The following is a 21540-nucleotide window of genomic DNA, read 5'->3' on the forward strand; positions in this document are numbered from 1 at the left end:
ACTGCCGCCCCGCCATCCAGGGGTGCCTGCTTTTTTTGACTGAAGGGTCGTCCCATGTCCGTGTCTTCTCATCTCTACGTGTATTACAAGCTTGCCGACGCCGATCAGGCAGCGGCTCGCCTGCTGGCCTTCCAGGTGCTCGACGCCGGCAAGCCCTGGTGCGACCGCACCGCGCTGCAACGCCGTCCGGAACTGCGCGACGGAGTCAGCACCTGGATGGAAACCTACGAGAATGTGTGGGATATCGGCGCGCTGGAACACGCCATCAACGCGGCCGCGATCAGTTCGGGCCTGAGCGCGCGGCTGGCCAGCCCGCGTCACGCAGAAATCTTCGAGGACATTCCCGTTTCCCTCGACTTCGGCAGCATCGAGTAATTTGCAACATGTGTCTGATTGCCTTCGCCTGGGATCCCACCGGCCCCCAGCGCCTTGTGGTCGTGGCCAACCGGGACGAGTTCTACACCCGTCCCACAGCCCCGGCCGACTGGTGGGACGATGCCCCCGACCTGTGGGCCGGCCGTGACCTCATGGCCGGCGGCACCTGGATGGGCGTCACCCGGTCCGGCCGCTTTGCGGCCTTGACCAACTACCGTGAAGCCAACACCTACCGGGCCAACCTGCTGTCGCGCGGGCACCTGGTGGCCGACTTCCTGACCGGCACGGCGTCGCCCGGCGCCTACCTGGACACCGTGGCGCGCAGCGCCGGCCAGTTCAATGGATTCAATCTGGTCACCGGCATCCTGAACGGGGACCACCCCGCCCTCTGGTATTTCGGGCATCGCCCGGGCGGCTACCCGACCGTGGCGCCGGTGTCCCTTGAAGCGGGGGTGTATGGTCTGTCCAACGCCGTGCTGGACACGCCCTGGCCCAAGGTCGTGCGGACGGCGGGCCACCTGGCCATGCTGAAGGCCACCGAAGCAAAGGTGCCCGCCTACCTGGCCCTGCTCAGCGATCCGGCCGAAGCCGAAGACCTGGACCTGCCCAGCACCGGCGTCCCGATCGAATGGGAACGCACGCTGTCATCGGCCTTTATTGTCAGCCCGACCTACGGCACGCGCGCCCAGACCGTCATCCAGGTCAGGAACGACCAGGCCGAGGTGGTGGAACGCAGTTTTGACAACGCCAAACAGGCAGCCGCGATGGCGCCCGCCCAGGTGCGTCAGGCCACGTTCGCGATGTCAAAGACCGACCGCAAATAGGCGATGCTGTCCCGGTGCGCCTGCCGGGCGACACGCAGCGCGCCGCCCATGTTGTAGAAGGCGTGGACGGCGCCCGGATAGACGGTGCAGGTCACATGGCAGTTGGACGCTGCCAAGCGGTTGGCCAGGGCCAGTCCCTCGTCAACCAGCGGATCGCATTCGGCCAGTTGCAGGAAGGTTGGCGCAACGCCGCGCCAGTCCGGCGCATCCAGCACGGCAAACCGCCAGTCCAGGCGGTCGGCGTCGTCCCGCAGATAATTGCTGAAGAACCACTGGACCGTCCTGGCGTCCAGCAGGTAGCCGTTGGCATAGGCGGCGTGGGACGGCGTGTCCTGCCAGGCGCAGGTGCCCGGGTACAACAGGATCTGGCCGCGCAAGGGCAAGCCGCCGTCCCGCGCGCGCAGCGTGGCCTGCGCCGTCAGCGTGCCGCCGGCGCTATCGCCCATGCCGACCACCGCATAGGGGTCGATGCCCAGTTCACGATGTTCGCCAAACGCCCACTCCCAGGCGTCGAACACGTCCTGCGCGGCGGTGGGAAAGCGATGTTCGGGCGCAAGCCGGTAGTCCAGCGACAGCACCTTGCAGGCCGCGCCGTTGGCCAGCATGCGGCAGACGGCGTCGTAGCTGTCGACGCTGCCGATGGTAAAGCCGCCGCCATGGGTAAAGATCACCAGCGGCGCCGTGGTGGCGGCCAGATGCCCGGCATATAGCCGGGCGCGAATGCGTCCGCCCGCCACGGGAATGTCCACGTCGCGCACGTCGGCCACGGACTGCGCCGCAATCTCCAGGATCTTGCTGGCCTTCTCGTGAAATTCGCGCGCGCCTTCGGGGGTGCACTGCCAATACGGCGGCCGGTTCGCCCGGTGGATGCGCGACACCAGGTCGGCCACCTGCGGATCCAGCGGACGCGGGTGCTGCAGCGGGGGGAACGCCATCGGGCCACCCACGCTCATCGCTGCGGCGTCGCCAGCGACTTGCGTATGAACTTGAACGTGCCGGTGCCTTTGGCGACCAGGGCGCCGTCTTCGTCCAGCAATTCACCGTCGCAGAACGCCATGGTGGTGGACCGGTGGTAGCAATGCCCATGCGCCACCAGCACCGCGCCCTTGCCGGGCCGCACAAAGGTGGTTTTCATTTCGACGGTGGCCGCCCCAGGCCGCTCGGGATGGTCCGACCGGGCAGCATTGGCCATGGCGACGTCGAGCAGGGTCATGATCACGCCGCCATGCCCCACGTGCCAGCTGTTCTGGTGATGGGGGTGCATGGGCAGGCGGATTTCACACCGCCCGGCTTCGGCAATGATGAATTCCCCGCCCAGCCAGTCAAGAAACGGAATGGACGGCGGTGTCAGGGGGCCTTCTGCGGGACGCGTCATCGATCAGCGCGTGCGGGCACGACATAATCCATGCACTCCCGTCCGGCGCGAATGGCCGACATGAAAGGCTTGATGGCGACGTGGGTCGGATGCCCTTGGTAGGCATCGAGCGCTTCCTGGCTGTCGAACAGCGAATTGAGCACCACGTCGAACGTTGCTTCCATGCCGGGCGTGGCAATGCCCACTTCGAATTCGACGATGCCGGGCACGCAGTCCTTCACGCTTTCCAGCGAGGCTTTCACCTTCGCAAGATTGTCGGCGCGGCTGGCGCCTTCGGCGTGGTCCTTGAGCTTCCACATCACAATATGGCGAATCATGCTGGTCCTGAAAAATAAGAAATAAGGCGGCGTTACGCCGCGCGCCCGGGCAGCGCCCCGCCCCGCGTCGATCGCTGCGCCAGGATGGCAGCCATCAGCAGGCCGCCCAGCACGGTAATGTGCTCGATGACGACATACATTTCCAGCGTGGCCGCCGGCTGCGGCATGGTCCAGAACGCGTGGGCGACCGGGATCGTCGCGATGGTGAACACGGCCAGCGCACCCGCGCCCAGCCAGGCGTAGCGGTTGAAGATGATCATGAGCGAGCCAACCAGTTGCACCACCAGGGTCATCACATTGAACAGCCAGGCAGGCTCCAGGCCAAAGTGCGCCATTTCGCCGACGCCCCCCTGGAAGTCGATCAGCTTCGACAGTCCGCTGCCCCAGTACATGAAGGTCAGCAGCACACGGGCAAACACATTCACGGCGGGGGAATCAAGCAGACGGGCGATCGGGGTGGGTGTCATGGTGGCGGCGCTCAGTGGGGGTGGATGACGACTGCACGTTACACAACGCCAGCGATATTACGCGATTACTCACTTTTCCGGCCATCCGCCTTCATCCTTACGGACCGCTGCGCCCACGCGATTGAACACCTTCCAGGATTACTGCATCATCCGCCCACATACCTGTTGGATGTCCCATTTGTTCATGCCCCTTCCCCGCGTCGTTTTCAGGCACCCGCATGCCGGCCGCATCGCCCTTCTGGCGCTGCTGGCATGCCTTGCCGTGAACGCGATTGTCCTGTGGGCGGCCTTGCAGCAACCCTGGCTGGGCCTGGAACTGCGCGCCGGGGAATCCGAACATGGGGTCCTGGCCGATGCCGTTCCCTATGGGCCGGCGCATGCGCTGGGACAGGACGCCCAATTGCTGGATCTAGCCACGTTTACCGGCAGTGGCGCCATCCGGGTCCGGGCTGACGACCTAGCGTCCACCGCCAGTCATCTGGACACGGTCGAAAACCAGCAGCGCTTCTTTGCCCGCCAGTCGCATCTGGCTGGTTTGCTCCAACAACCGGTGCTGCTCAGCTGGAAGACGCGTTTCGGCGCGCTGGCGCAGACCGTGGTCACCCCCGCCCAGCGCCCCATCAGCGCCCTGCCCTCGGCCTGGTGGTGGCGGCAAGGCCTGTCCAGCGCGGCCTTCATGCTGGCAGTCGGGGTATGGCTGGTGCGGCCGGCAGCCGCCGCGGCGCGCTGGTTCGGGCTGAGCGGGGTCATGGTGCTGCTGTCGGTGTCGGCGGCCACGCTCTATCGCACGCGGGACCTGGCCGTCGCGGGCGACAGTTTCCGCCACCTGATGGTCGTGAGCCACACCGCCACGACCGTGTTCGGCTGCACCCTGATGGCGGTGCTGCTGCTGTTTCCTGGCGCCTTGATCCGGCAGCGCACGCTGGCGGCCATCATCGCGCCGTTCGCCGTGTGGTGGGCCCTGGGCCTGGCCGGCATGGCGGCGGGTGACAGCATCGTGCCCCGCGTGCCGGCCCTGCCCATCATGGTTGTCCTGCTGACGGCGGCGGCGCTGCAGTTCCGCGCCAGCCGCCACCGTCCGGCCGACCGGGTCGCGTGGCGGTGGATGGGATCCTTCGTGCTGCTGGGTGCGGTCTGGCTGGCCGGCGCCCTGATCACCGGCGCGTTCTACGGCGTGCAGTTGCGGGCCGGATGGGTCACGGCGGCAGTGCTGGTCTACGCCGGCGTAGCCGCGGGCCTGCTGCGGCAATATGTGGTGCCCCCCAAGCGGCGCACGGGTCCGGCCAGCGTGTAGCCAAGGTAAAAAAAAGGCGGCGTTCTTGCGAACACCGCCTTTTTTACGCCACGCATCAAACCCGTTGGGCGGGCCGGCTGCCACGAACGGGGCTGCTGCCCTGGATCATCGCCGTCCTTAGAACAGCGCTTTGCCTACCCACCACGCCCCGGCGGCCACCAATGCCGAGGCCGGAATGGTCAGGATCCACGCCCACACGATATTGCCGGCCAATCCCCAGCGCACGGCGCTGAATTTGCGGGTCGTGCCCACGCCAACAATGGCGCCGGTGATCGTATGCGTCGTCGACACTGGAATGCCCAGGATCGCGGCCAGGAACAGGGTCAGCGCCCCGCCCGACTCGGCGCAAAAGCCGCCCACGGGCTTGAGCTTGGTGATCTTCTGACCCATGGTCTTCACGATCCGCCAGCCGCCGAACATCGTGCCGAGGGCAATCGCGACATAACAGCTGATGACGACCCACGCCGGGACTTCTTCGCGGGCGCCCGGCACGTTGGCGGCGATCAGCAGCAGCCAGATGATGCCGATCGTCTTTTGCGCGTCATTGCCGCCGTGGCCCAGGCTGTACAACCCGGCCGACACCAGCTGCAGGCGGCGGAACCACTTGTCGACCTTCAAGGGTTTGACCCCCACCATCAGCCACGACACGATCAGCATCAGCAGACCGCCCAGGAAGAATCCCAGCAAGGGCGAGATCACGATAAAGGCGACCACGTAGAGGATTTCCGAGCCCGCCAATGCGGCCGGGCCGGCGCTGGCCAGACCGGCGCCCACGATGCCGCCAATCAACGCGTGCGACGACGACGAGGGGATGCCGAAGTACCAGGTGATCACGTTCCATGCGATCGCGCCGATCAGCGCGGCAAAGATCACGTAATGGTCGACCAGACCCGGATCGATGATGCCCTTCCCGACCGTCGCCGCCACCTTCAGGTGAAAGATGAACAGCGCCAGGAAGTTGAAGAACGCGGCAAACGCCACCGCGTGGTGAGGCTTGAGCACGCCGGTCGACACAACCGTGGCAATCGAGTTGGCGGCATCATGAAACCCGTTCATGAAGTCGAAAATCAGCGCCAATCCGACCAGCAATACCAGCGTGGTGAGACTGATGTGGAGCGTATCCATGGTCTCGATCGCCTCAGGCGTTCTCGAGGACGATGCCCTCAATCAGGTTCGCGACGTCTTCGCAGCGGTCAGTGATCTCTTCCAGCGTTTCGTACACCGCCTTCATCTTGATCAGCTGGCGGGTATCGGCTTCGTCACGGAACAGGCGTCCCATGCCGCGGCGCATGACCCGATCCGCATCCGATTCCAGGCGATCGATCTCGCCGCAGATCTTCATGATGCTTTCGGTATCCGTCAGGTCGTGCATCAGGCTCACGACCATGAAGATGCGGTCGCAGCACTGCACGCCGATGTCGGCCAGCGCGCAGGCGTCGGGGGTGACGCTGCGCACGTCGTACAAGGTGATGCACTGCCCCACGTCTTCCATCAGGTCGAGGATGTCGTCCATGGTGGTGATGAGCGTGTGGATCTGGTCACGATCGAGCGGCGTGATGAAGGTCTTGTGCAACAGATCGACCGTGTCGTGCGTGATCTTGTCGGCTTTCTTTTCCAGCGTCTCGATATTCTTGATACGAACGTCGGCGTCTTTCAGATTGGCCAACAGCGCAACGAGTTCACGGCTGCCCTGTTTGCACAGATCGGCGTGGGCCACGAACATATCGAAAAAACGTGCCTCTTTAGGCATGAAGCGTGCAAACATCGCGTCCTCTCATTGCGCCATATGACAGATATGTGACGCGTTTAAAACCGGGCGCAGTTTAGCAGAGCTTCATGCCGGGGCTGGCAGCAAAATGCGTGTTTCTTCCTACGCGCCCCGGGCAATGCCATCGCGCGCGCCGGGTCGCACGCCTAGTATTGCGCTGCCGAGAAGTTCTGGAACTTGGTGTACTGCCCCTGCCAGGTCAGCCGCACCGTGCCGATCGGGCCATTCCGCTGCTTGCCGATGATGATTTCGGCGGTGCCCTTGTCGGGCGTGTCGGGGTTGTAGACCTCGTCGCGATAAATGAACAGAATCACGTCCGCATCCTGCTCGATAGCGCCCGATTCCCGCAGGTCACTCATCACCGGGCGTTTGTTCGGACGCTGTTCCAGGCTTCGGTTCAGCTGCGACAGCGCGATCAGCGGGCAGCCCAGCTCCTTGGCCAGACCCTTCAGCGACCGGCTGATTTCCGAAATTTCGGTGGCGCGGTTTTCGCCGCCGGTATTGCCCGACATCAGCTGCAGGTAGTCGATGATGATCAGCCCCAGCGTGCCGCACTGGCGCGCCAGGCGGCGCGCGCGGGCGCGCACTTCCATCGACGTCAGCGCAGGCGTCTCGTCAATGTAGAGCTGCGTATCCTGCATCTTGGTGATGGCATGGGTCAGGTTCGGCCAGTCCTCGTCCAGCAGCTTGCCGGTCCGCAGGCGGTGCTGGTCCAGGTAGCCGATGGATCCCAGTACCCGCATCGCGAGCTGCGACGCGCCCATTTCCATCGAGAACACGGCGACCGGCAATCCCTGGTCCACCGCCACGTTTTCGCCAATGTTGATCGAAAACGCCGTCTTGCCCATGGACGGGCGGCCCGCGACGATGATCAGGTCGCCGGCCTGCAGGCCCGACGTCATCTTGTCCAGATCCGAAAACCCGGTAGAGATACCCGTCACGTCGGACGTGCTGTCGCGGTGGTACAGCTCGTCGATCCGCTCGACCACCTTGGTCAGCAACGGTTGCAGTTCCTGCCAGCCGCCTGCGCCACGGGCGCCCTCTTCCGCGATCTGGAAGATCTTGGATTCGGCTTCGTCCAGCAGCTGCCGGGTGTCCTTGCCTTGCGGATTGAAAGCGCCCGACGAGATGTCGTCCGCCACGGTCACCAGCTTGCGCAGCACCGACCGGTCACGAACGATTTCGCCATAACGGCGGATGTTCGCAGCCGACGGCGTGTTCTGCGCCAGCGAATTCAGGTAGGCCAGACCGCCGGCGTCCTCTGCCTTGCCGGACGTCTGCAAGGATTCGTAGACAGTGATGACGTCGGCCGGCCGGGCCAGCGCGATCAGCCGCGCAATGTGCTGGTAAATGATGCGGTGGTCGAAACGATAGAAGTCTTCTTCTTTCACCACATCGGCAATACGGTCCCACGCGGCATTGTCCAGCAGCAGGCCGCCCAAAACGGACTGTTCCGCCTCGACGGAATGCGGGGGAATGCGTAGGTTTTCAATCTGGGGATCTGGAGCGTTCATTCAGGAGGCACAACCTTGACATCGAACTCGGCCTGCGATTCGGCCTTGAAGGTCGACAGTGTACCCGCCCCCCTGGCAGACCGGACAAACCCGCGCAGGGCAACGCCGGATAGGCTGGCGGGTTCGGGCGGGGGTATCGTTGCTGCGAATCCTCGCGGCCAATGCGAAGATACTTACCCGGCAGAAAGGTGGGGATCCTTGCGTTGATGCCTGCGTTGGCACCTGATGAGGCTTTTGATATGACGCTTACCCTTGATCCGACGTGCGCAGGCCTGATCGGCTTCATCGATCGCCATCATCCGGAGCAGATCGCCTTTCTGAAGGCGCTGGTCCAGGTCCCGTCCGACAATCCGCCGGGCGATTGCCAGCCCCATGGCGAGGCGGCCCGGGCCCGGCTGGAATCGCTCGGGCTTGCGGTCGAGACCCACCCGGTACCTGCCGATGCGCTGGCCGCGGTCGGCATGCAATCGGCGGTGAACCTGATCGTGCGCCGCACCTTCGGCCAGGGCGGACCCACCATTGCGTTGAACGCGCACGGCGACGTGGTGCCGCCCGGCCAGGGATGGACCCACGACCCCTACGGGGGCGACATCGTCACCCCACCCGAAGGCGCCGCCATGGTCGGCCGGGGGGTGGCGGTATCCAAGTCGGACTTTGCCACCTACACCTGGGCGCTGCTGGCCCTGATCGACGCCGAATCCCGCGGGGCGCCGTTCAACGGCACGGTGGAACTGCACTTTACCTACGACGAAGAAACCGGGGGTGAAGTCGGCCCCAAGTGGTTGCTGGACCAGGGCCTGACCCGGCCGGACTACGCCATCGCGGCCGGATTCGCTTACGGGATCACATCGGCCCACAACGGGTGCCTGCACCTGGAAGTCGAAGTCATCGGCAAGCAGGCGCACGCGGCCATGCCCCACACTGGCATCGACGCACTGGAAGGCGCCACGCACGTGCTGCAGGCGTTGTACGCCTACCGGCGGCAACTGGCAGGGCAACGGTCCCGCGTGCCCGGCATTGACTGCGCGACCCTGAACGTGGGCCTGATCCACGGCGGCATCAACACCAATGTCGTGCCCGACCGGGTCACGATGCGGATCGACCGGCGGATGATTCCCGAAGAGGCCGGGTTCGATGCCGAAGGCGAATTGCGCCGCATCATTGAAGACGCCGTCGAGTCCGCGCCCGGCATCCAAGTCACGATCCGGCGGATCTTGCTGGCCGAACCCCTGATTGAACTGCCCGCCGCCGCGCCGTTGATCGCGGCGCTGAAGGCCCGGGCAGCGCAGGTCATGAACGTGGCCGTGCCGGTGCATGGCGCGCCGCTCTACACCGATGCCCGCCACTACGCCGCCCGGGGCATTCCGACCGTGCTGTACGGCGCGGGCCCCCGGACGCTGATGGAAGCCCGTGGACATAACACCGACGAGAACCTGCGCCTGGAAGACCTGCGCAAGGCAACTTGCGTGCTTGCGCTGACGCTGGCGGATCTGATGGGGTGATGCGGATCGTGACGTTCGTTGCGGACGAAAAAATACCGGCCCTGAAGCCGGTATTTTTCAATGCATGAAGCCGGGCGGCGTCAGCAGAAACTGCCGCAGACGCCCGTTTCCGTAGGCAGGCCGATCAGCCTTCGCCCGACACGATGACGGTGACGTTGGCCGCCACGTCGGTGTGCAGAGCGACTTCGACCGGGAACTCGCCAATGGTCTTCAGCGGGCCGTTGGGCAGGCGAACCATGCCCTTTTCCACGCTGGGGAAACCATTCTGCTGCAGGGCTTGCGCCACGTCAGCATTGGTGACCGAACCGAACAGACGGCCGTCAACACCAGCTTTCTGCGAGATACGGACGGTCTGGCCTTCCAGGTTGGTGCCTACCGATTGCGCGGCGGCCAGCTTTTCGGCTTGCGCCTTTTCCAGTTCAGCGCGCTTGGCTTCGAATTCAGCCAGAGCGACTTGCGTGGCACGCTTGGCTTTCTTTTGCGGGATCAGGAAGTTACGGGCATAGCCGTTCTTGACCTTGACCACATCGCCCAGACCGCCGAGGTTGATGACTTTTTCAAGCAAGATGATTTGCATAATGTGCTCCCGCCAATCAGCTGTTGTGGTTGTCGGTGTAGGCCAGCAGCGCAAGGAAACGCGCACGCTTGATGGCCGTATCCAGCTGACGCTGGTAGTGCGCCTTCGTACCCGTCAAACGAGCAGGAATGATCTTGCCGTTTTCCTGGATGAAGTCGCGCAGCACGTCGACATCTTTGTAATCGATCTGGTCAACACCCGCTGCCGAGAAGCGGCAGAACTTGCGACGCTTGAACAGCGGGTTTTGTTGACCAAACTTCTTCTTTTCTTTCCGTTTGCCAAATGCGGCCATGATGTACCCCTTGGGTATTCAATCCGTTTCATTACCAGAGACCGGCGTTGCGGCAGCCGGGTCAGTCGCGCTGTGCGCCACCGTGACCGCCTGCTGAATGTGCAACCTCAGTCTGCTTGACCCTTTCCGGGTCGCTGCCAGAAATCCCTGGATCTGCATCCGCTTGCCGAGCGCCGTGCGTTCGAGCGAGCGGGCCAGATCGCCAATGGCCAGTGCGCTGACGGTCATGTCGACGCGGCGTGCTCTGCCGCCCTCCATGACTTCGGATTCATGCGCAAGCATCAGTTCCAGCACCGGAATCCCGGCGGGGGTGTACCTGAGAGGCTTGCACTCGACGACTTCCGCCGTCAGTTGAACCCGGTTCAACGCGTTGCCCAGGGAATGGACATCGACCTGTGTTCCGGTGTGGAACCTGCGCTCAAGCCTCGGCTTGGGCGGGTTCGGAAGAAACCTTGCGAGCCTCTTCGCGCTCGACGATCTTCATCATCGGCGACGGAGCGGTTTCAGCTTTCTTCAGCTTCACGACCAGGTGACGCAGCACGGCGTCGTTGTAGCGGAAAGCGTGTTCAAGTTCGTCGAGCGTAGCTTGATTGCACTCGATGTTCATGCACACGTAGTGCGCCTTCACGAGCTTCTGGATCGGGTATGCCAGTTGGCGGCGGCCCCAATCTTCCAGGCGGTGAATGACGCCTTCTTGGCCGGTAATCAGCGTCTTGTAACGCTCGACCATGGCCGGAACCTGTTCGCTCTGGTCCGGGTGAACAATAAATACCACTTCGTAGTGACGCATCGAAGCTCCTTGTGGATACCCTTCTTTCGAAGAGAGTTAGTCCGCCAGCGTCTGTAGGCGGACAAGGGTTAAATCCGATCCATGGTTGACCGATCTTCAAGCTTCGAAGATCGATAACGCAGACACTTTGCGGGATCGGAGCGGCGCATCTGGGCGCCGACGGTGGCGCGGGATCATCGATCCGCGCCAAAAAAAAGGTAGTGCTGAATGCTGCGGGTGCTGAATGCTACGGGTGCTTGTTGCTGCCCGCGCTCAATGCTTTGCGCTAGACAGAAAACCGCTTGCACAAAAGTTAGCCAATGATTATCACTGACCCGCGGCAAGAAAGCAAGAGACGCGTGGCAGGACAGCGAAACCTGCGCGAGACAGGGGCCGCCCGCCCGCCTGGTTGTTGCGCCGCCGGCTCGGGCCGGACGGTTCAGCCCAGCTTTTGCTTGCGCAAAGCGAAACACTGTATAAAAATACAGCTACTGGATAAACGTACAGAGCAGCGTCGGTCTTCCAGCTTCACCGCTAGCCAGTACCGTCAGTCAGCAACGTCAGTCAGTACCGCTAGTCCTTACCGCTACAGCGGCCTTTGCGGAGCAACCATGCCCAAGCTTACTGCCCGTCAGCAAGAAATTCTCGACCTGATCCGTCAGGCCATCCGCCTTACCGGTTTCCCGCCCACCCGTGCCGAAATCGCCAAGCAGCTGGGCTTTCGTTCGCCCAACGCCGCCGAAGAACACCTGAAAGCCCTGGCACGCAAGGGCGTGATCGAACTCGCGGCGGGTACGTCGCGCGGCATCCGGCTGGTCAACGAACCCGTCGCGGAACCGCTTGCCTTGCCCGCGGCGCTTGCCCAACTGATGTTGCCCCTGGTCGGACGTGTCGCGGCAGGTAGCCCGATTCTTGCCGCCGAACATATCGACAAGAGCATAGGCGTCGACGAAGCCCTCTTTTCGATGCGTCCGGATTACCTCCTGAAAGTGCGCGGGCTCAGCATGCGTGACGCCGGCATCCTGGAAGGCGATCTGCTCGCCGTCAAGAAAACGACCGAGGCCCGCGACGGCCAGATCATCGTGGCCCGCCTGGGCGACGAGGTGACCGTCAAACGCCTCAAACACACCTCCGCGGGCCTGCAACTGCTGCCTGAAAACCCCGACTTCCAGCCTATCGAAGTCAGCCGGGACCGCGACGATTTTGCTGTGGAAGGCATTGCCGTCGGTCTCATCCGCGCCGGCATCCTCCACTAACCGGAGATTGACCATGACCGTGACTCGCCCTGGCATACACAGCGGCTTTGCAACGCTCGACGCCGCCCTGCCCGACGGTGGCTGGCCTGCGGCCGGCGTAACGCAGATCCTGATCCCGCGCAATGGCGCGGGGGAACTGCGCCTGCTGGCACCCTGCCTGCGGCAACTGACGCAAACCGGCCGTACGGTGGCGCTGCTGGTGCCCGCCTACCTGTCGTATGCACCGACGCTGATCCAGTACGGCATCGACCTGAACCATGTCCGCATTGTTCGCAGCGCGTCGCCGCTCGAAGGCATGGCGTCGATCGAAGCCGACCTGCAGGACGCGATCTTCGGCGCAGTCGTGGTCTGGATGCCGCCGTTGGCCGCGGCCGACGCCAACGTCATCCGCACCTTGCAACTCGCGGGTCGTCTGTCGCGCTGCCCGGTCTTCCTGTTCAGCGCAGGTCAGAGTCACGATCAATTGCCTGCCTCGGCCGTGTCGGCCGCGCCATTGCAGCTGCAGGTCAAGTCACCCATTGGCGATACGGTCCACCTGCAGCGGATCGACCCTGCCCGGCCCCACGCGCATCCGGTCATCAGCCTGAGCCTGCCTGCCCCGCAGGTCCGCCTGCGCACGCGGCAAACCCCGCCGGCAAGCGGGATTGCCAAGGCCTTGCTCGCCAACCAGAAGGCTGCCCGTCCGGTGCCTGAAGTCCGTGGGTCACTGCGCACGTCGCTGATCCACATCGCGGCCAATCTTGCTGCGTCGGCAGCATCGGCTGCTGCAGCGGCCGCCGCGTCGACCGCCTCCCTTGCCGCGGCCGAGCCTCTCGCGCAGGCTGCCGGGTCCGGTTCTGGTTCCGGATCGGCCTCCGCGCCCAACCGCAGCCCCTGGCCCTTCAAACAGCGTCGCCGCACGCCCGACACGCCTGCCGTGCCAGGCAAGCCCGGTGTCGGCCGTTTGATGAACTGATCTCGTACGGAACGAGTCAGCACTGAACGAGTCAGCACGGCACGTGTCAGTACTACAGGGCGACCCCGCGGGTCGCTTTTTTTTGGCCCGTTCCTTTGGGCCAGACGGGGCCGCACCGCATGGCCAGACGACATGGCCGCAGGGGAATTTGCCAGTTCTCCCAGCCAATTCGTTAACATGTGAGGTTGCTGGCCATACCGTGCCGCCGGGCTTCTTCCCAGGCATGTGACGTCCGGGCCACGCAGCGCAACTACAGGCACCCTCATGAAAACCCAGAAGATCGAGTTTTATCGCCACCCGGCCGGCGGCTGGGGCGCACTCAAAAGCGTCGCTACCCAATTGTTGGGCCATGGCATTGCGGCCAAGGGCGCGAAGACCATGCTGTCGGCCAATCAGCCCGACGGCTTCGATTGCCCAGGGTGCGCCTGGCCGGACCGCGATCACGCGTCGACCTTCGAGTTCTGTGAAAACGGGGTCAAGGCAGTGGCCGCCGAAGCCACATCGCGCCGCGCAACGGCCGACTTCTTCAGGAAGCATCCCGTCGCGTCGCTGCTGCAGGAAAGCGACTTCTTCCTGGAAGACCAGGGCCGCCTGACCGAGCCGCTGGCCTACGACGCCGCCACGGACACCTACGTGCCGATCAGCTGGGACGATGCCTTTGCCACAATCGGCCGGCACCTGCGTGCCCTGCCCGATCCGGATCAGGCCATCTTCTACACGTCGGGCCGGACCAGCAACGAGGCTGCATTTCTGTATCAGCTGTTCGTGCGCGAATTTGGCACCAACAACTTTCCCGATTGTTCGAACATGTGCCACGAGCCAAGCGGGACCGGCCTGCGGTCCAGCATTGGCGTCGGCAAAGGCACCGTCACGCTAGACGACTTCGAGCGCGCCGACGCCATCTTCATCTTTGGCCAGAACCCGGGCACCAACCATCCGCGCATGCTGGGCGAACTGCGCGACGCCGCCAAACGCGGCGCGCGCATCGTGTCGTTCAATCCCCTGCGTGAACGCGGGCTTGAACGGTTCGCCAACCCGCAAAGCCCGATGGCCATGCTGGGACTCGGCTCCAACTTCATCAGCACCGACTACCACCAGTTGCGGATCGGCGGCGACCTGGCCGCGATCAAAGGCATCATCAAGCATGTGATCGAGGCCGATGACGCGGCTGTGGCTTCCGGTCAACCGCGCGTGCTCGATACCGCGTTCATCGCCGAACATACCAACGGGTTCGACGCGTTCGTGGCCGACGTTCGTGCGGAAAGCTGGGAAACGATCGAAGCGGAAGCGGGCCTGCCCGAGGCCCAGCTGCGCGCCACGGGCGACACCTACATCGCCGCCAAGGCCGTGATCGCGTGCTGGGGCATGGGCATCACGCAGCACAAGCACTCGGTGGCCACGATCCAGATGATCACCAACCTGTTGCTGCTGCGCGGGCACATTGGCCGGCCAGGTGCCGGCGCCTGCCCGGTGCGCGGGCATAGCAACGTGCAGGGTGACCGCACCATGGGCATCTATGAACAGCCCTCGCAGGCATTCCTGGATCGCCTCGACGCCGTGTTTGGCATCCAGACCCCGCGTGCGGCCGGCTTCGACACGATCGCGGCGATCGAAGCCATGCGCGACGGCAAGGCCAGCGTGTTTATCGGCATGGGGGGCAACTTTGCCAGCGCCACGCCCGATACCGCCGTCACCGAAGCCGCGCTGCGCCAATGCGCGCTGACCGTGCACGTGTCGACCAAGCTGAACCGCAGCCACCTGGTGCACGGCAAGGACGCGTTGATCCTGCCTTGCCTGGGACGTACCGAAATCGATATGCAGGCGGGCGGCGCACAGGGCGTCACGGTCGAAGATTCCATGAGCATGGTGCACCTGTCGTCGGGCATCAATCCGCCGGCGTCCGACCACCTGCTGTCCGAACCCGCGATCGTTGCGCGCATGGCCAAGGCCACGCTGCCCGATAGCCGGATCGACTGGCTCGGCCTGATCGAAGACTACGACCGCATCCGCGTGTTGATCGAACAGGTGTTCGATGATTTTGCCGGCTTCAACGACAAGCTGCGTCACCCGGGCGGTTTCCGGCTGCGCAACACCGCGTCCGAACGGGTGTGGAACACCCCCACCGGCAAGGCCAATTTCTTTGCGCAACCGATCCCGCGCGACCTGCCGATCCATCAGGCGCGCCAGCAGACAGACGCCCTGGTGTTCAACCTGGCCACCGTCCGCTCGCACGACCAGTACAACACCACCATCTATGGCATGAACGACCGCTATCGCGGCGTCTATGGTCATCGCCGCGTGGTGTTCATCCATGCCGACGACATTCGCGCGCTGGGCATGAAGGCGGGCGACTGGGTCGACCTGACCAGCATCGATACCGATGGCAAGACGCGTCGCGTGGACCGTTTTCTCCTCGTGGAATACGCCATTCCGCGAGGCTGTATCGCAAGCTACTATCCCGAGACGAACGGCCTGGTGCCCCTGTCGAGCTTTGCCGACCAGGCGCGCACTCCAACTTCGAAATCCATCCCGGTCATGCTGACGCCGCATCATGCCCACGCCCGGAGCGACTCGACGTCGACCACCGATGCAGACACCCTCGCCTGAAGCCCTACTCGCCATCCTGCAGGAATACCCCACGGGCGTTTCCCTTCCCAGGCTGTCCAAACGCCTGGGCGAACGCGCGAGCGTCGTCTTGCGCGCGCTGGCATTGATGGGCGACGGCTTCGGCAACCGCCGCGGCCCGGGCTGGGTCCGCGTCGAACAGACGGACGGTGTCTGGAACATCACGATCACGCCCGCAGGCCGCCAGGCCCTGCAGCAGCCTTGACGATGGCGAGCCCTCCCCTTTCGGTGGACCTGCAAGCCTGTGCCTTTGCGCCGGGCGCCGGCGGCCGAACCGACCGTGCCGATGGCCAGGCCGCCTATGGTGACCTGACCACCGTGCCGACGTCCCGCGCCGTAGCGGCTCGACGCGCGACACCCGATGCCGATACGGCCATCGATGTCGTCGTTGCTGAAGAGACCGCGATTGCCTTGGTGTTCAACGGCATTTCGCATGCGGTGATGATGGCGACCCCGGCGGATCTGGAAGCGTTCGCGCTGGGCTTCGCGTTGTCGGAAGGCATTCTGGATGGCATCGATGCGTGCCGCGATATCGAACTGCAGGGCAGTCCGCTGGGCATCGAAGTCCACCTGACCATCGGGTCCGCCGAATTCGCCCGGCTGAAAGACCGCCGCCGCTCACTGGCCGGGCGCACCGGTTGCGGCCTGTGCGGCATCGACAGCCTGGCTGCGCTCGATCTGCATAGCGGGCCTGTCACGCGGCCAGCCTGGACGCGTGGCCTGTCCCTGGACACCGTCATGGCCGCGATGTCGGCCCTGCCCGACCACCAGCCGCTGAACCAGGTGACGGGCGGCGTGCATGCTGCCGCCTGGGCGCTGCCCGATGGCACGTTGTACAAGGTCATGGAAGATGTCGGTCGACATAACGCGCTCGACAAGCTGATCGGCTGGCTTGCGCAAGAAGCCGACGGGGGCACCGTGCCCGAAGGCTTCGTGGCCATGTCGAGCCGGGCAAGTTATGAACTGGTTCGCAAATGCGCGCGGATGGGCTACCCGGCATTGACGACGATTTCAGCGCCCAGCGCGCTGGCCATCGAACTGGCCACGCAGGCCGACCTGGCGCTGTACTCGTTCTGCCGACCCCCGAAGGGCATGACACGCTTCGTGGCCTGATAGCCCGAGCACCAGAGCGCCCGAGCTCGGTTAGGGGCCTGAGCACCGCGTTGCCGCCTGAGCGCCGAGTCGCGTCCTGAGCGCCTGAGCGCCGAGCGCCGGGGCGCAGTTCGCGCCCTCAGCGACGCCGCGCCTGCGTGCCCCCCCCCGCTAACTCGCGCGTGCGCGCGCCAGCAGTTCGTCGACCTCTTCCTGGCGCGTGTTGAACGAACACACCCACCTGACATAGGCCTGGTCTTCAGCAATGTCCCGGCCGTCAGGCAGCGCATCTGGCGTCCAGTCATAGAACACCGCACCCTCGGCCCGCAGCCGTTCCGCCATCAGCGCCGGAACGATCGTGAACACCTCATTGGCTTGCGTCGGCCAGACCAACTCGACACCCGGCACGGCAGCCAGGCCGTCGGACAACTGTGTTGCCATGGCGTTGGCATGGCGCGCCAAGGTCAGCCAATGGTCGTCGGTCAACCAACCCGCAAATTGCGCGCCAAAGAAACGACCCTTGGCTGCCATCTGGCCCGCGCGTTTCAGCCGGTAGTCGAAATCGACGGCTGCCGCCTCGTCAAAGAACACGATGGCCTCGGCCATCAGCGCGCCGTTCTTGGACGCGCCCAGACACAACACGTCCACCCCTGCCTTCCACGTGATGTCGGCAGGCGCGCAGTTCAAGGAGGCCAGCGCGTTGGCAAACCGCGCGCCGTCCATGTGGATCTTCAGGCCCAGTTGGCGCGCGGTGGCGCCGATCTCGGCCAGTTCGTCGGGGGTATAGACCAGGCCGTTTTCATTGGCCTGCGTCAGCGTCAGTGCGCGGGGCACGACGTTGTGCGGCGCATGCGGCGCAACGCGCAGGCCGCGGCGCAAGGACGCCGCCGTGACCTTGGGGGCATCGCCCGGCAAGGTCACCAGGCGCGCACCGCCGGTAAAGAATTCGGGGGCACTGGATTCGTCCATGAGGACATGGGCCTGCCGGTGGCAAAGCACCGCGCCCCAGGGCGGCACCAGGGCAGCCAGGGCCAGGGAATTGGCCACCGTGCCAGTGCTCGCAAAGAACACTTTCACGTCATGGTCAAAGATGCCGGCAAGCTGCGCACGGGCCGCGTCGCACCACGGATCGTTCCCGTACGACGACACGGCGCCTTCGTTCGCGGCCATCACGGCCTCCAGCACCGGAGCCGACGCCCCCGCCATGTTGTCGCTGCCGAAATGCATTTGCCCCCCTCCGCCCTACTTCGCTGCCTTCTTGGCCGCGCGTTGACGCACGGTTTCATACATGCAGACCGCCGACGCCACGCTGACGTTCAAGCTTTCGATCGACCCCGCCATCGGGATGTTCACGAGTTCGTCGCACGTTTCACGCGTCAGGCGGCGCATGCCCTCGCCTTCGGCGCCAAGCACCCAGGCAATGGGCTGCGACGCGTCGATATCATGAATCGACTTTTCTGCTTCGTCGTCCGTACCCACGACCCACACGCCACGTTCCTTCAGCGCACGCAACGTGCGGGCCAGGTTCGTGACGGTCAGGTAAGGCACCGTGTCGGCAGCGCCGCACGCCACGCGTTGCACGGTGGCGTTGATGCCCACGGCGCGATCGCGCGGCGCGATCACGGCCTGCACGCCGGCGCCGTCGGCGGTCCGCAGGCAGGCGCCCAGGTTGTGCGGATCGGTCACGCCGTCCAGCACCAGCACAAAGGCGGGTTCGGTCGCGTCATCGAGCACTTCGTCGATGTCCATCGCCAATTCCAGCGAGTCGGCCAGGGCCACAACGCCCTGGTGACGCTGGCCCTTGGCGAGGCCTTCAAGCCGTTCCATGCCGACCGCGCGCGCCGACTTGCCGGCGGCCTGCGCCTGTTCAATAAGGGCGAGCATGCGGCGATCCCGGCGCATGGCTTCGACGTAAAGTTCCTTGATCGATTCCGGGGCAAAGCGCAAACGCGCCGACACCGCATGGAACCCGATCAGTATCTGGCTGGCTGCCATATCTTGATTCCTGAAAAACATGCGGCGCTGCTCAGGCAGCGCCGTTCACCGCTATTAAACCAAAAACCCCGCCCTAAGGCGGGGCCCTGGCATCAATGACGCTTGCGCGCGGTCCGCTTGTTGCCCGATGCCCGCTTGCCGGGCTTGGCAGAACTGCCGTCATCCGACGGGCGGCGCGCCGCTTTCAGCGTCTGGCCTTTCAGGCCGGCCGGCTTCGGAGCCGCTGCCTTGCGCGCGGGACGGGTGTCCTCGTCGGCAGGCTTGTCGTCCCGGGCCAGCGCCTTGCGGATGCCTTCGTAGCTCACGCCCTTCACAAGCTTGAACTCGATGCGGCGCGCTTCCAGGTCCACACGCGCCACCTGCACCTGCACCTTGTCGGTCAGGCGATAGCGCATGCCGGTCCGCTCTCCCCGCAGTTCGTGCAGCGAATCGTTGAACTGGAAGTACTCGGCGCCCAGTTCCGACACGTGCACCAGACCTTCCACATGCAGGTCGTCCAGCGTGACGAACACGCCAAAGGTGGCCACACCGGTCACGGTGCCGCTGAAGACGTCGCCCACCTTTTCGCGGACGAACCAGCACTTCAGCCATGCTTCGACATCGCGCGAGGCGTCGTCGGCTCGGCGCTCGTTGCTCGAGCAGAACAGACCCAGCTTTTCCCACAGGGCATGTTCGTGTTCCTTGATGCTTTCGGCCACCACCGGTGCGGCACCGTCCAGCGCCTGCGGCACATACCGCTTGGCCTGCAGCAGCGCCTTGATCACGCGGTGCGTGAGCAAGTCGGGATAGCGGCGGATCGGCGACGTGAAGTGGGCATAGGCCGGATACGACAGGCCGAAGTGGCCTGCGTTGTCGGGGCTGTACATGGCCTGCTGCATGGACCGCAGGCACATGGTCTGCAGCAGGGGCGCGTCGGGGCGGCCCTTGGTGCTGGCCAGCAGCGCCGAATAATCGGCTGCGGTCGGCTTTTCGCCGCCCCCCAGCGACAGGCCCAGCGTCTTCAGGAACTGACGCAGAGACGCCAGCTTTTCGGGCGTCGGGCCTTCATGGATCCGGAACAGGCCAGGATGCTTGCTGCGGTCCATGAAGTCGGCCGCGCAGGTGTTGGCGGCCAGCATGCACTCTTCGATCACCTTGTGCGCGTCATTGCGCACATACGGAACGATGCTTTCGATGCGGCCCACTTCGTTGCAGACGATCTTCGTTTCGACCGTGTCGAAATCGATCGCGCCACGGGCCTTGCGGGCCTCCTGGAAGACCAGGAACAACTGGTACAGGTTGCCGATCTGCGGCAGCACATGTTCGTGCTTGCGCGCCGCCGGGCCGTGCGGCATCTGCAAGGCGCTCCAGACCTCGTTGTACGTGGTGCGCGAATGCGAGTGCATGACGGCGTTATAGAACTGATAGGCCTGCACCGTGCCGGCCTTGGACCCGGTCGCCGGAATGACCATGTCGCACACCAGCACCAAGCGGTCCACATGTTCGTTCAGGGAACACAGGCCGTTCGACAGCTTTTCGGGCAGCATCGGGATCACGCGGCGCGGGAAGTACACGCTGGTCGACCGCTCCAGCGCGTCCACGTCCAGCGCATTGCCCGGCACCACGTAGTTGGCGACGTCGGCAATGGCCACAATCAGGCGCCAGCCCGGACGCTTGCGCGTGCCGGTACCCAGCTCGACGGGCTCGCAATACACGGCATCGTCAAAGTCGCGGGCGTCTTCGCCGTCGATCGTGATCAGCGGCACGTCTCGCAGGTCGATACGGCCCGCCAGATCGCCGCGGCGCACTTCGTTCGGCAGCTTGGCGGCCTGGGCCAGCGCCGCTTCCGAAAATTCATGCGGCACGTTGAACTTGCGCACCGCAATCTCGATTTCCATGCCGGGATCATCGATCTCGCCAAGGATTTCCACCACGCGGCCCATGGGCTGGCTATGACGCGTCGGCTGTTCGACGATCTCGACCATGACCACCTGGCCATGCTGCGCATCGCCGATGTCGCTTTCGTGGATCAGCACGTCATGCTTGATGCGCTGGTCTTCGGGCACGACGATATACAGGCCGCGCTCGTTCAGGAAACGCCCTACCAGGCGATTGGTGCGGCGTTCGATCACCTCGACGATGATGCCGTCCGGCTTGCCGCGATAGTCGTTGCCCGACAGCTTCACCAGGACGCGGTCCCCATGCAGGACCTTCAGCATTTCCTTCGGTGTCAGGAAGATATCGGACTTGCCGTCGTCGCGGATCAGGAAGCCGAAGCCGTCCCGATGGCCCTGGACGCGGCCAGCAATAAAGTCGAGTTTGTCGGCCAGCAGCAGCACGCCCTTGCGGTTGGGCATCAGTTGCCCGTCGCGCTCCATGGCGCCCAGACGGCGCTGAAAGCCGATGCTTTGCGGGTCGACACCCAGGGTAGCCGCCAGGTCATCCGGCGACAGCGGACCGTCTGCTTCGCGCAGCGTGGCCAGGATCTTTTCGCGTGTCGGCACTTCCGGATCGTAGTCCTGAGGTGCGTTGGGCGAATTGTTATGCGATCGGTTTGTCAAAGG

At 64.5% G+C, this 21540-nt stretch carries 23 protein-coding genes; 9 read left to right on the top strand and 14 right to left on the bottom strand.

The window, feature by feature from the left end:
- The first annotated feature begins 54 nt into the window (after positions 1 to 54).
- Together HD883_RS04595 and HD883_RS04600 are read left to right on the top strand one after the other, a co-directional pair.
- Entirely contained in the window at positions 55 to 375 is a 321-nt protein-coding gene (locus HD883_RS04595; protein ID WP_179587619.1) for a DUF4936 family protein, read from the top strand.
- A gap of 8 nt (positions 376 to 383) precedes the next feature.
- Positions 384 to 1199: an NRDE family protein gene (locus HD883_RS04600; protein WP_179587618.1), complete on the top strand. Its 816-nt coding sequence runs from the start codon at positions 384 to 386 to the stop codon at positions 1197 to 1199.
- On the opposite strand, the gene HD883_RS04605 is transcribed toward HD883_RS04600, so the two are convergent.
- From HD883_RS04605 to HD883_RS04620, 4 genes are read right to left on the bottom strand one after another with little or no spacing between them, the layout of a single operon-like run.
- A complete protein-coding gene (locus tag HD883_RS04605) occupies positions 1160 to 2134 on the bottom strand; it encodes an alpha/beta hydrolase (protein WP_218863233.1) in 975 nt (324 codons plus the stop codon). The two genes, HD883_RS04600 and HD883_RS04605, sit on opposite strands and share 40 nt — an antisense overlap.
- Before the next feature lie 14 nt (positions 2135 to 2148).
- Positions 2149 to 2574 (bottom strand): PaaI family thioesterase, encoded by a 426-nt coding sequence (locus tag HD883_RS04610; RefSeq protein WP_179587617.1) that lies wholly within the window; start codon positions 2572 to 2574, stop codon positions 2149 to 2151.
- The gene (locus HD883_RS04615) at positions 2571 to 2891 is read right to left on the bottom strand and encodes a Dabb family protein (protein WP_179587616.1); all 321 of its coding nucleotides are present in this window, start codon (positions 2889 to 2891) and stop codon (positions 2571 to 2573) included. Before HD883_RS04615 ends, HD883_RS04610 begins: the two co-directional genes overlap by 4 nt.
- Positions 2892 to 2923: 32 nt before the next feature.
- Complete coding sequence (locus HD883_RS04620) at positions 2924 to 3358, bottom strand: DoxX family protein (RefSeq protein ID WP_179587615.1); 435 nt, start codon at positions 3356 to 3358, stop codon at positions 2924 to 2926.
- 184 nt (positions 3359 to 3542) lie between these two features.
- On the opposite strand from HD883_RS04620, the gene HD883_RS04625 reads away from it, so the two are divergent.
- On the top strand, positions 3543 to 4652 hold the full coding sequence (locus HD883_RS04625; RefSeq protein ID WP_179587614.1) for a hypothetical protein: 1110 nt from the start codon (positions 3543 to 3545) through the stop codon (positions 4650 to 4652).
- A 117-nt stretch (positions 4653 to 4769) separates the two neighbouring features.
- Here HD883_RS04625 and HD883_RS04630 read toward each other — a convergent pair whose 3' ends face one another.
- From HD883_RS04630 to HD883_RS04640, 3 genes are all read right to left on the bottom strand, one after another.
- Complete coding sequence (locus tag HD883_RS04630) at positions 4770 to 5777, bottom strand: inorganic phosphate transporter (RefSeq protein ID WP_179587613.1); 1008 nt, start codon at positions 5775 to 5777, stop codon at positions 4770 to 4772.
- Between the two features lie 13 nt (positions 5778 to 5790).
- Positions 5791 to 6417 (bottom strand): DUF47 domain-containing protein, encoded by a 627-nt coding sequence (locus HD883_RS04635; protein WP_179587612.1) that lies wholly within the window; start codon positions 6415 to 6417, stop codon positions 5791 to 5793.
- A 149-nt stretch (positions 6418 to 6566) separates the two neighbouring features.
- Complete coding sequence (locus HD883_RS04640) at positions 6567 to 7934, bottom strand: replicative DNA helicase (RefSeq protein WP_179587611.1); 1368 nt, start codon at positions 7932 to 7934, stop codon at positions 6567 to 6569.
- A gap of 239 nt (positions 7935 to 8173) precedes the next feature.
- Here HD883_RS04640 and HD883_RS04645 point away from each other — a divergent pair, with 239 nt between their 5' ends.
- A complete protein-coding gene (locus HD883_RS04645; RefSeq protein WP_179587610.1) occupies positions 8174 to 9436 on the top strand; it encodes a M20/M25/M40 family metallo-hydrolase in 1263 nt (420 codons plus the stop codon).
- 124 nt (positions 9437 to 9560) lie between these two features.
- Here HD883_RS04645 and rplI read toward each other — a convergent pair whose 3' ends face one another.
- The 4 genes from rplI to rpsF are packed head-to-tail and all read right to left on the bottom strand — an operon-like array spanning position 9561 to position 11095.
- Positions 9561 to 10013 (bottom strand): 50S ribosomal protein L9, encoded by a 453-nt coding sequence (gene rplI, locus HD883_RS04650; RefSeq protein WP_179587609.1) that lies wholly within the window; start codon positions 10011 to 10013, stop codon positions 9561 to 9563.
- A gap of 16 nt (positions 10014 to 10029) precedes the next feature.
- Complete coding sequence (gene rpsR / locus HD883_RS04655; protein WP_179587608.1) at positions 10030 to 10305, bottom strand: 30S ribosomal protein S18; 276 nt, start codon at positions 10303 to 10305, stop codon at positions 10030 to 10032.
- An 18-nt stretch (positions 10306 to 10323) separates the two neighbouring features.
- Positions 10324 to 10671, bottom strand: coding sequence for a primosomal replication protein N (gene priB / locus HD883_RS04660; protein ID WP_179587607.1), 348 nt, complete (start codon positions 10669 to 10671; stop codon positions 10324 to 10326).
- A gap of 52 nt (positions 10672 to 10723) precedes the next feature.
- Positions 10724 to 11095, bottom strand: coding sequence for a 30S ribosomal protein S6 (gene rpsF, locus HD883_RS04665; RefSeq protein WP_179587606.1), 372 nt, complete (start codon positions 11093 to 11095; stop codon positions 10724 to 10726).
- Positions 11096 to 11685: 590 nt separating this feature from the next.
- Here rpsF and lexA point away from each other — a divergent pair.
- From lexA to fdhD, 5 genes are all read left to right on the top strand, one after another.
- Entirely contained in the window at positions 11686 to 12330 is a 645-nt protein-coding gene (gene lexA, locus HD883_RS04670; protein WP_179587605.1) for a transcriptional repressor LexA, read from the top strand.
- A gap of 13 nt (positions 12331 to 12343) precedes the next feature.
- Positions 12344 to 13285, top strand: a complete 942-nt coding sequence (locus HD883_RS04675) for a hypothetical protein (protein WP_179587604.1) — start codon at positions 12344 to 12346, stop codon at positions 13283 to 13285.
- 264 nt (positions 13286 to 13549) lie between these two features.
- The gene (locus HD883_RS04680; RefSeq protein ID WP_179587603.1) at positions 13550 to 15892 is read left to right on the top strand and encodes an FdhF/YdeP family oxidoreductase; all 2343 of its coding nucleotides are present in this window, start codon (positions 13550 to 13552) and stop codon (positions 15890 to 15892) included.
- Positions 15873 to 16115 carry a hypothetical protein gene (locus HD883_RS04685; RefSeq protein ID WP_179587602.1) on the top strand — a complete coding sequence of 81 codons (243 nt, stop codon included), beginning with the start codon at positions 15873 to 15875 and terminating at the stop codon, positions 16113 to 16115. Before HD883_RS04680 ends, HD883_RS04685 begins: the two co-directional genes overlap by 20 nt.
- 2 nt (positions 16116 to 16117) lie before the next feature.
- Positions 16118 to 17023 carry a formate dehydrogenase accessory sulfurtransferase FdhD gene (gene fdhD / locus HD883_RS04690; RefSeq protein ID WP_179587601.1) on the top strand — a complete coding sequence of 302 codons (906 nt, stop codon included), beginning with the start codon at positions 16118 to 16120 and terminating at the stop codon, positions 17021 to 17023.
- 150 nt (positions 17024 to 17173) lie between these two features.
- Here fdhD and HD883_RS04695 read toward each other — a convergent pair whose 3' ends face one another.
- The 3 genes from HD883_RS04695 to rnr all read right to left on the bottom strand — a co-directional run bounded on the left by HD883_RS04695 (position 17174) and on the right by rnr (position 21537).
- Positions 17174 to 18229: a threonine aldolase family protein gene (locus tag HD883_RS04695; RefSeq protein ID WP_179587600.1), complete on the bottom strand. Its 1056-nt coding sequence runs from the start codon at positions 18227 to 18229 to the stop codon at positions 17174 to 17176.
- Positions 18230 to 18244: 15 nt separating this feature from the next.
- Positions 18245 to 18997, bottom strand: coding sequence for a 23S rRNA (guanosine(2251)-2'-O)-methyltransferase RlmB (gene rlmB / locus HD883_RS04700; protein ID WP_179587599.1), 753 nt, complete (start codon positions 18995 to 18997; stop codon positions 18245 to 18247).
- A 92-nt stretch (positions 18998 to 19089) separates the two neighbouring features.
- Entirely contained in the window at positions 19090 to 21537 is a 2448-nt protein-coding gene (gene rnr, locus HD883_RS04705) for a ribonuclease R (RefSeq protein ID WP_179587598.1), read from the bottom strand.
- Positions 21538 to 21540 lie beyond the last annotated feature (3 nt).

Source organism: Pigmentiphaga litoralis (assembly GCF_013408655.1).
Taxonomy (GTDB): Bacteria; Pseudomonadota; Gammaproteobacteria; order Burkholderiales; family Burkholderiaceae_B; genus Pigmentiphaga; species Pigmentiphaga litoralis_A.

Bases quoted from the DNA above. Each gene is read 5' to 3' on its own strand.
- HD883_RS04595 (WP_179587619.1), top strand. From the start codon at position 55: ATGTCCGTGTCTTCTCATCTCTACGTGTATTACAAGCTTGCCGACGCC.
- HD883_RS04600 (WP_179587618.1), top strand. From the start codon at position 384: ATGTGTCTGATTGCCTTCGCCTGGGATCCCACCGGCCCCCAGCGCCTT.
- HD883_RS04605 (WP_218863233.1), bottom strand. From the start codon at position 2,134: ATGGCGTTCCCCCCGCTGCAGCACCCGCGTCCGCTGGATCCGCAGGTG.
- HD883_RS04610 (WP_179587617.1), bottom strand. From the start codon at position 2,574: ATGACGCGTCCCGCAGAAGGCCCCCTGACACCGCCGTCCATTCCGTTT.
- HD883_RS04615 (WP_179587616.1), bottom strand. From the start codon at position 2,891: ATGATTCGCCATATTGTGATGTGGAAGCTCAAGGACCACGCCGAAGGC.
- HD883_RS04620 (WP_179587615.1), bottom strand. From the start codon at position 3,358: ATGACACCCACCCCGATCGCCCGTCTGCTTGATTCCCCCGCCGTGAAT.
- HD883_RS04625 (WP_179587614.1), top strand. From the start codon at position 3,543: ATGCCCCTTCCCCGCGTCGTTTTCAGGCACCCGCATGCCGGCCGCATC.
- HD883_RS04630 (WP_179587613.1), bottom strand. From the start codon at position 5,777: ATGGATACGCTCCACATCAGTCTCACCACGCTGGTATTGCTGGTCGGA.
- HD883_RS04635 (WP_179587612.1), bottom strand. From the start codon at position 6,417: ATGTTTGCACGCTTCATGCCTAAAGAGGCACGTTTTTTCGATATGTTC.
- HD883_RS04640 (WP_179587611.1), bottom strand. From the start codon at position 7,934: ATGAACGCTCCAGATCCCCAGATTGAAAACCTACGCATTCCCCCGCAT.
- HD883_RS04645 (WP_179587610.1), top strand. From the start codon at position 8,174: ATGACGCTTACCCTTGATCCGACGTGCGCAGGCCTGATCGGCTTCATC.
- rplI (WP_179587609.1), bottom strand. From the start codon at position 10,013: ATGCAAATCATCTTGCTTGAAAAAGTCATCAACCTCGGCGGTCTGGGC.
- rpsR (WP_179587608.1), bottom strand. From the start codon at position 10,305: ATGGCCGCATTTGGCAAACGGAAAGAAAAGAAGAAGTTTGGTCAACAA.
- rpsF (WP_179587606.1), bottom strand. From the start codon at position 11,095: ATGCGTCACTACGAAGTGGTATTTATTGTTCACCCGGACCAGAGCGAA.
- lexA (WP_179587605.1), top strand. From the start codon at position 11,686: ATGCCCAAGCTTACTGCCCGTCAGCAAGAAATTCTCGACCTGATCCGT.
- HD883_RS04675 (WP_179587604.1), top strand. From the start codon at position 12,344: ATGACCGTGACTCGCCCTGGCATACACAGCGGCTTTGCAACGCTCGAC.
- HD883_RS04680 (WP_179587603.1), top strand. From the start codon at position 13,550: ATGAAAACCCAGAAGATCGAGTTTTATCGCCACCCGGCCGGCGGCTGG.
- HD883_RS04685 (WP_179587602.1), top strand. From the start codon at position 15,873: ATGCAGACACCCTCGCCTGAAGCCCTACTCGCCATCCTGCAGGAATAC.
- fdhD (WP_179587601.1), top strand. From the start codon at position 16,118: ATGGCGAGCCCTCCCCTTTCGGTGGACCTGCAAGCCTGTGCCTTTGCG.
- HD883_RS04695 (WP_179587600.1), bottom strand. From the start codon at position 18,229: ATGCATTTCGGCAGCGACAACATGGCGGGGGCGTCGGCTCCGGTGCTG.
- rlmB (WP_179587599.1), bottom strand. From the start codon at position 18,997: ATGGCAGCCAGCCAGATACTGATCGGGTTCCATGCGGTGTCGGCGCGT.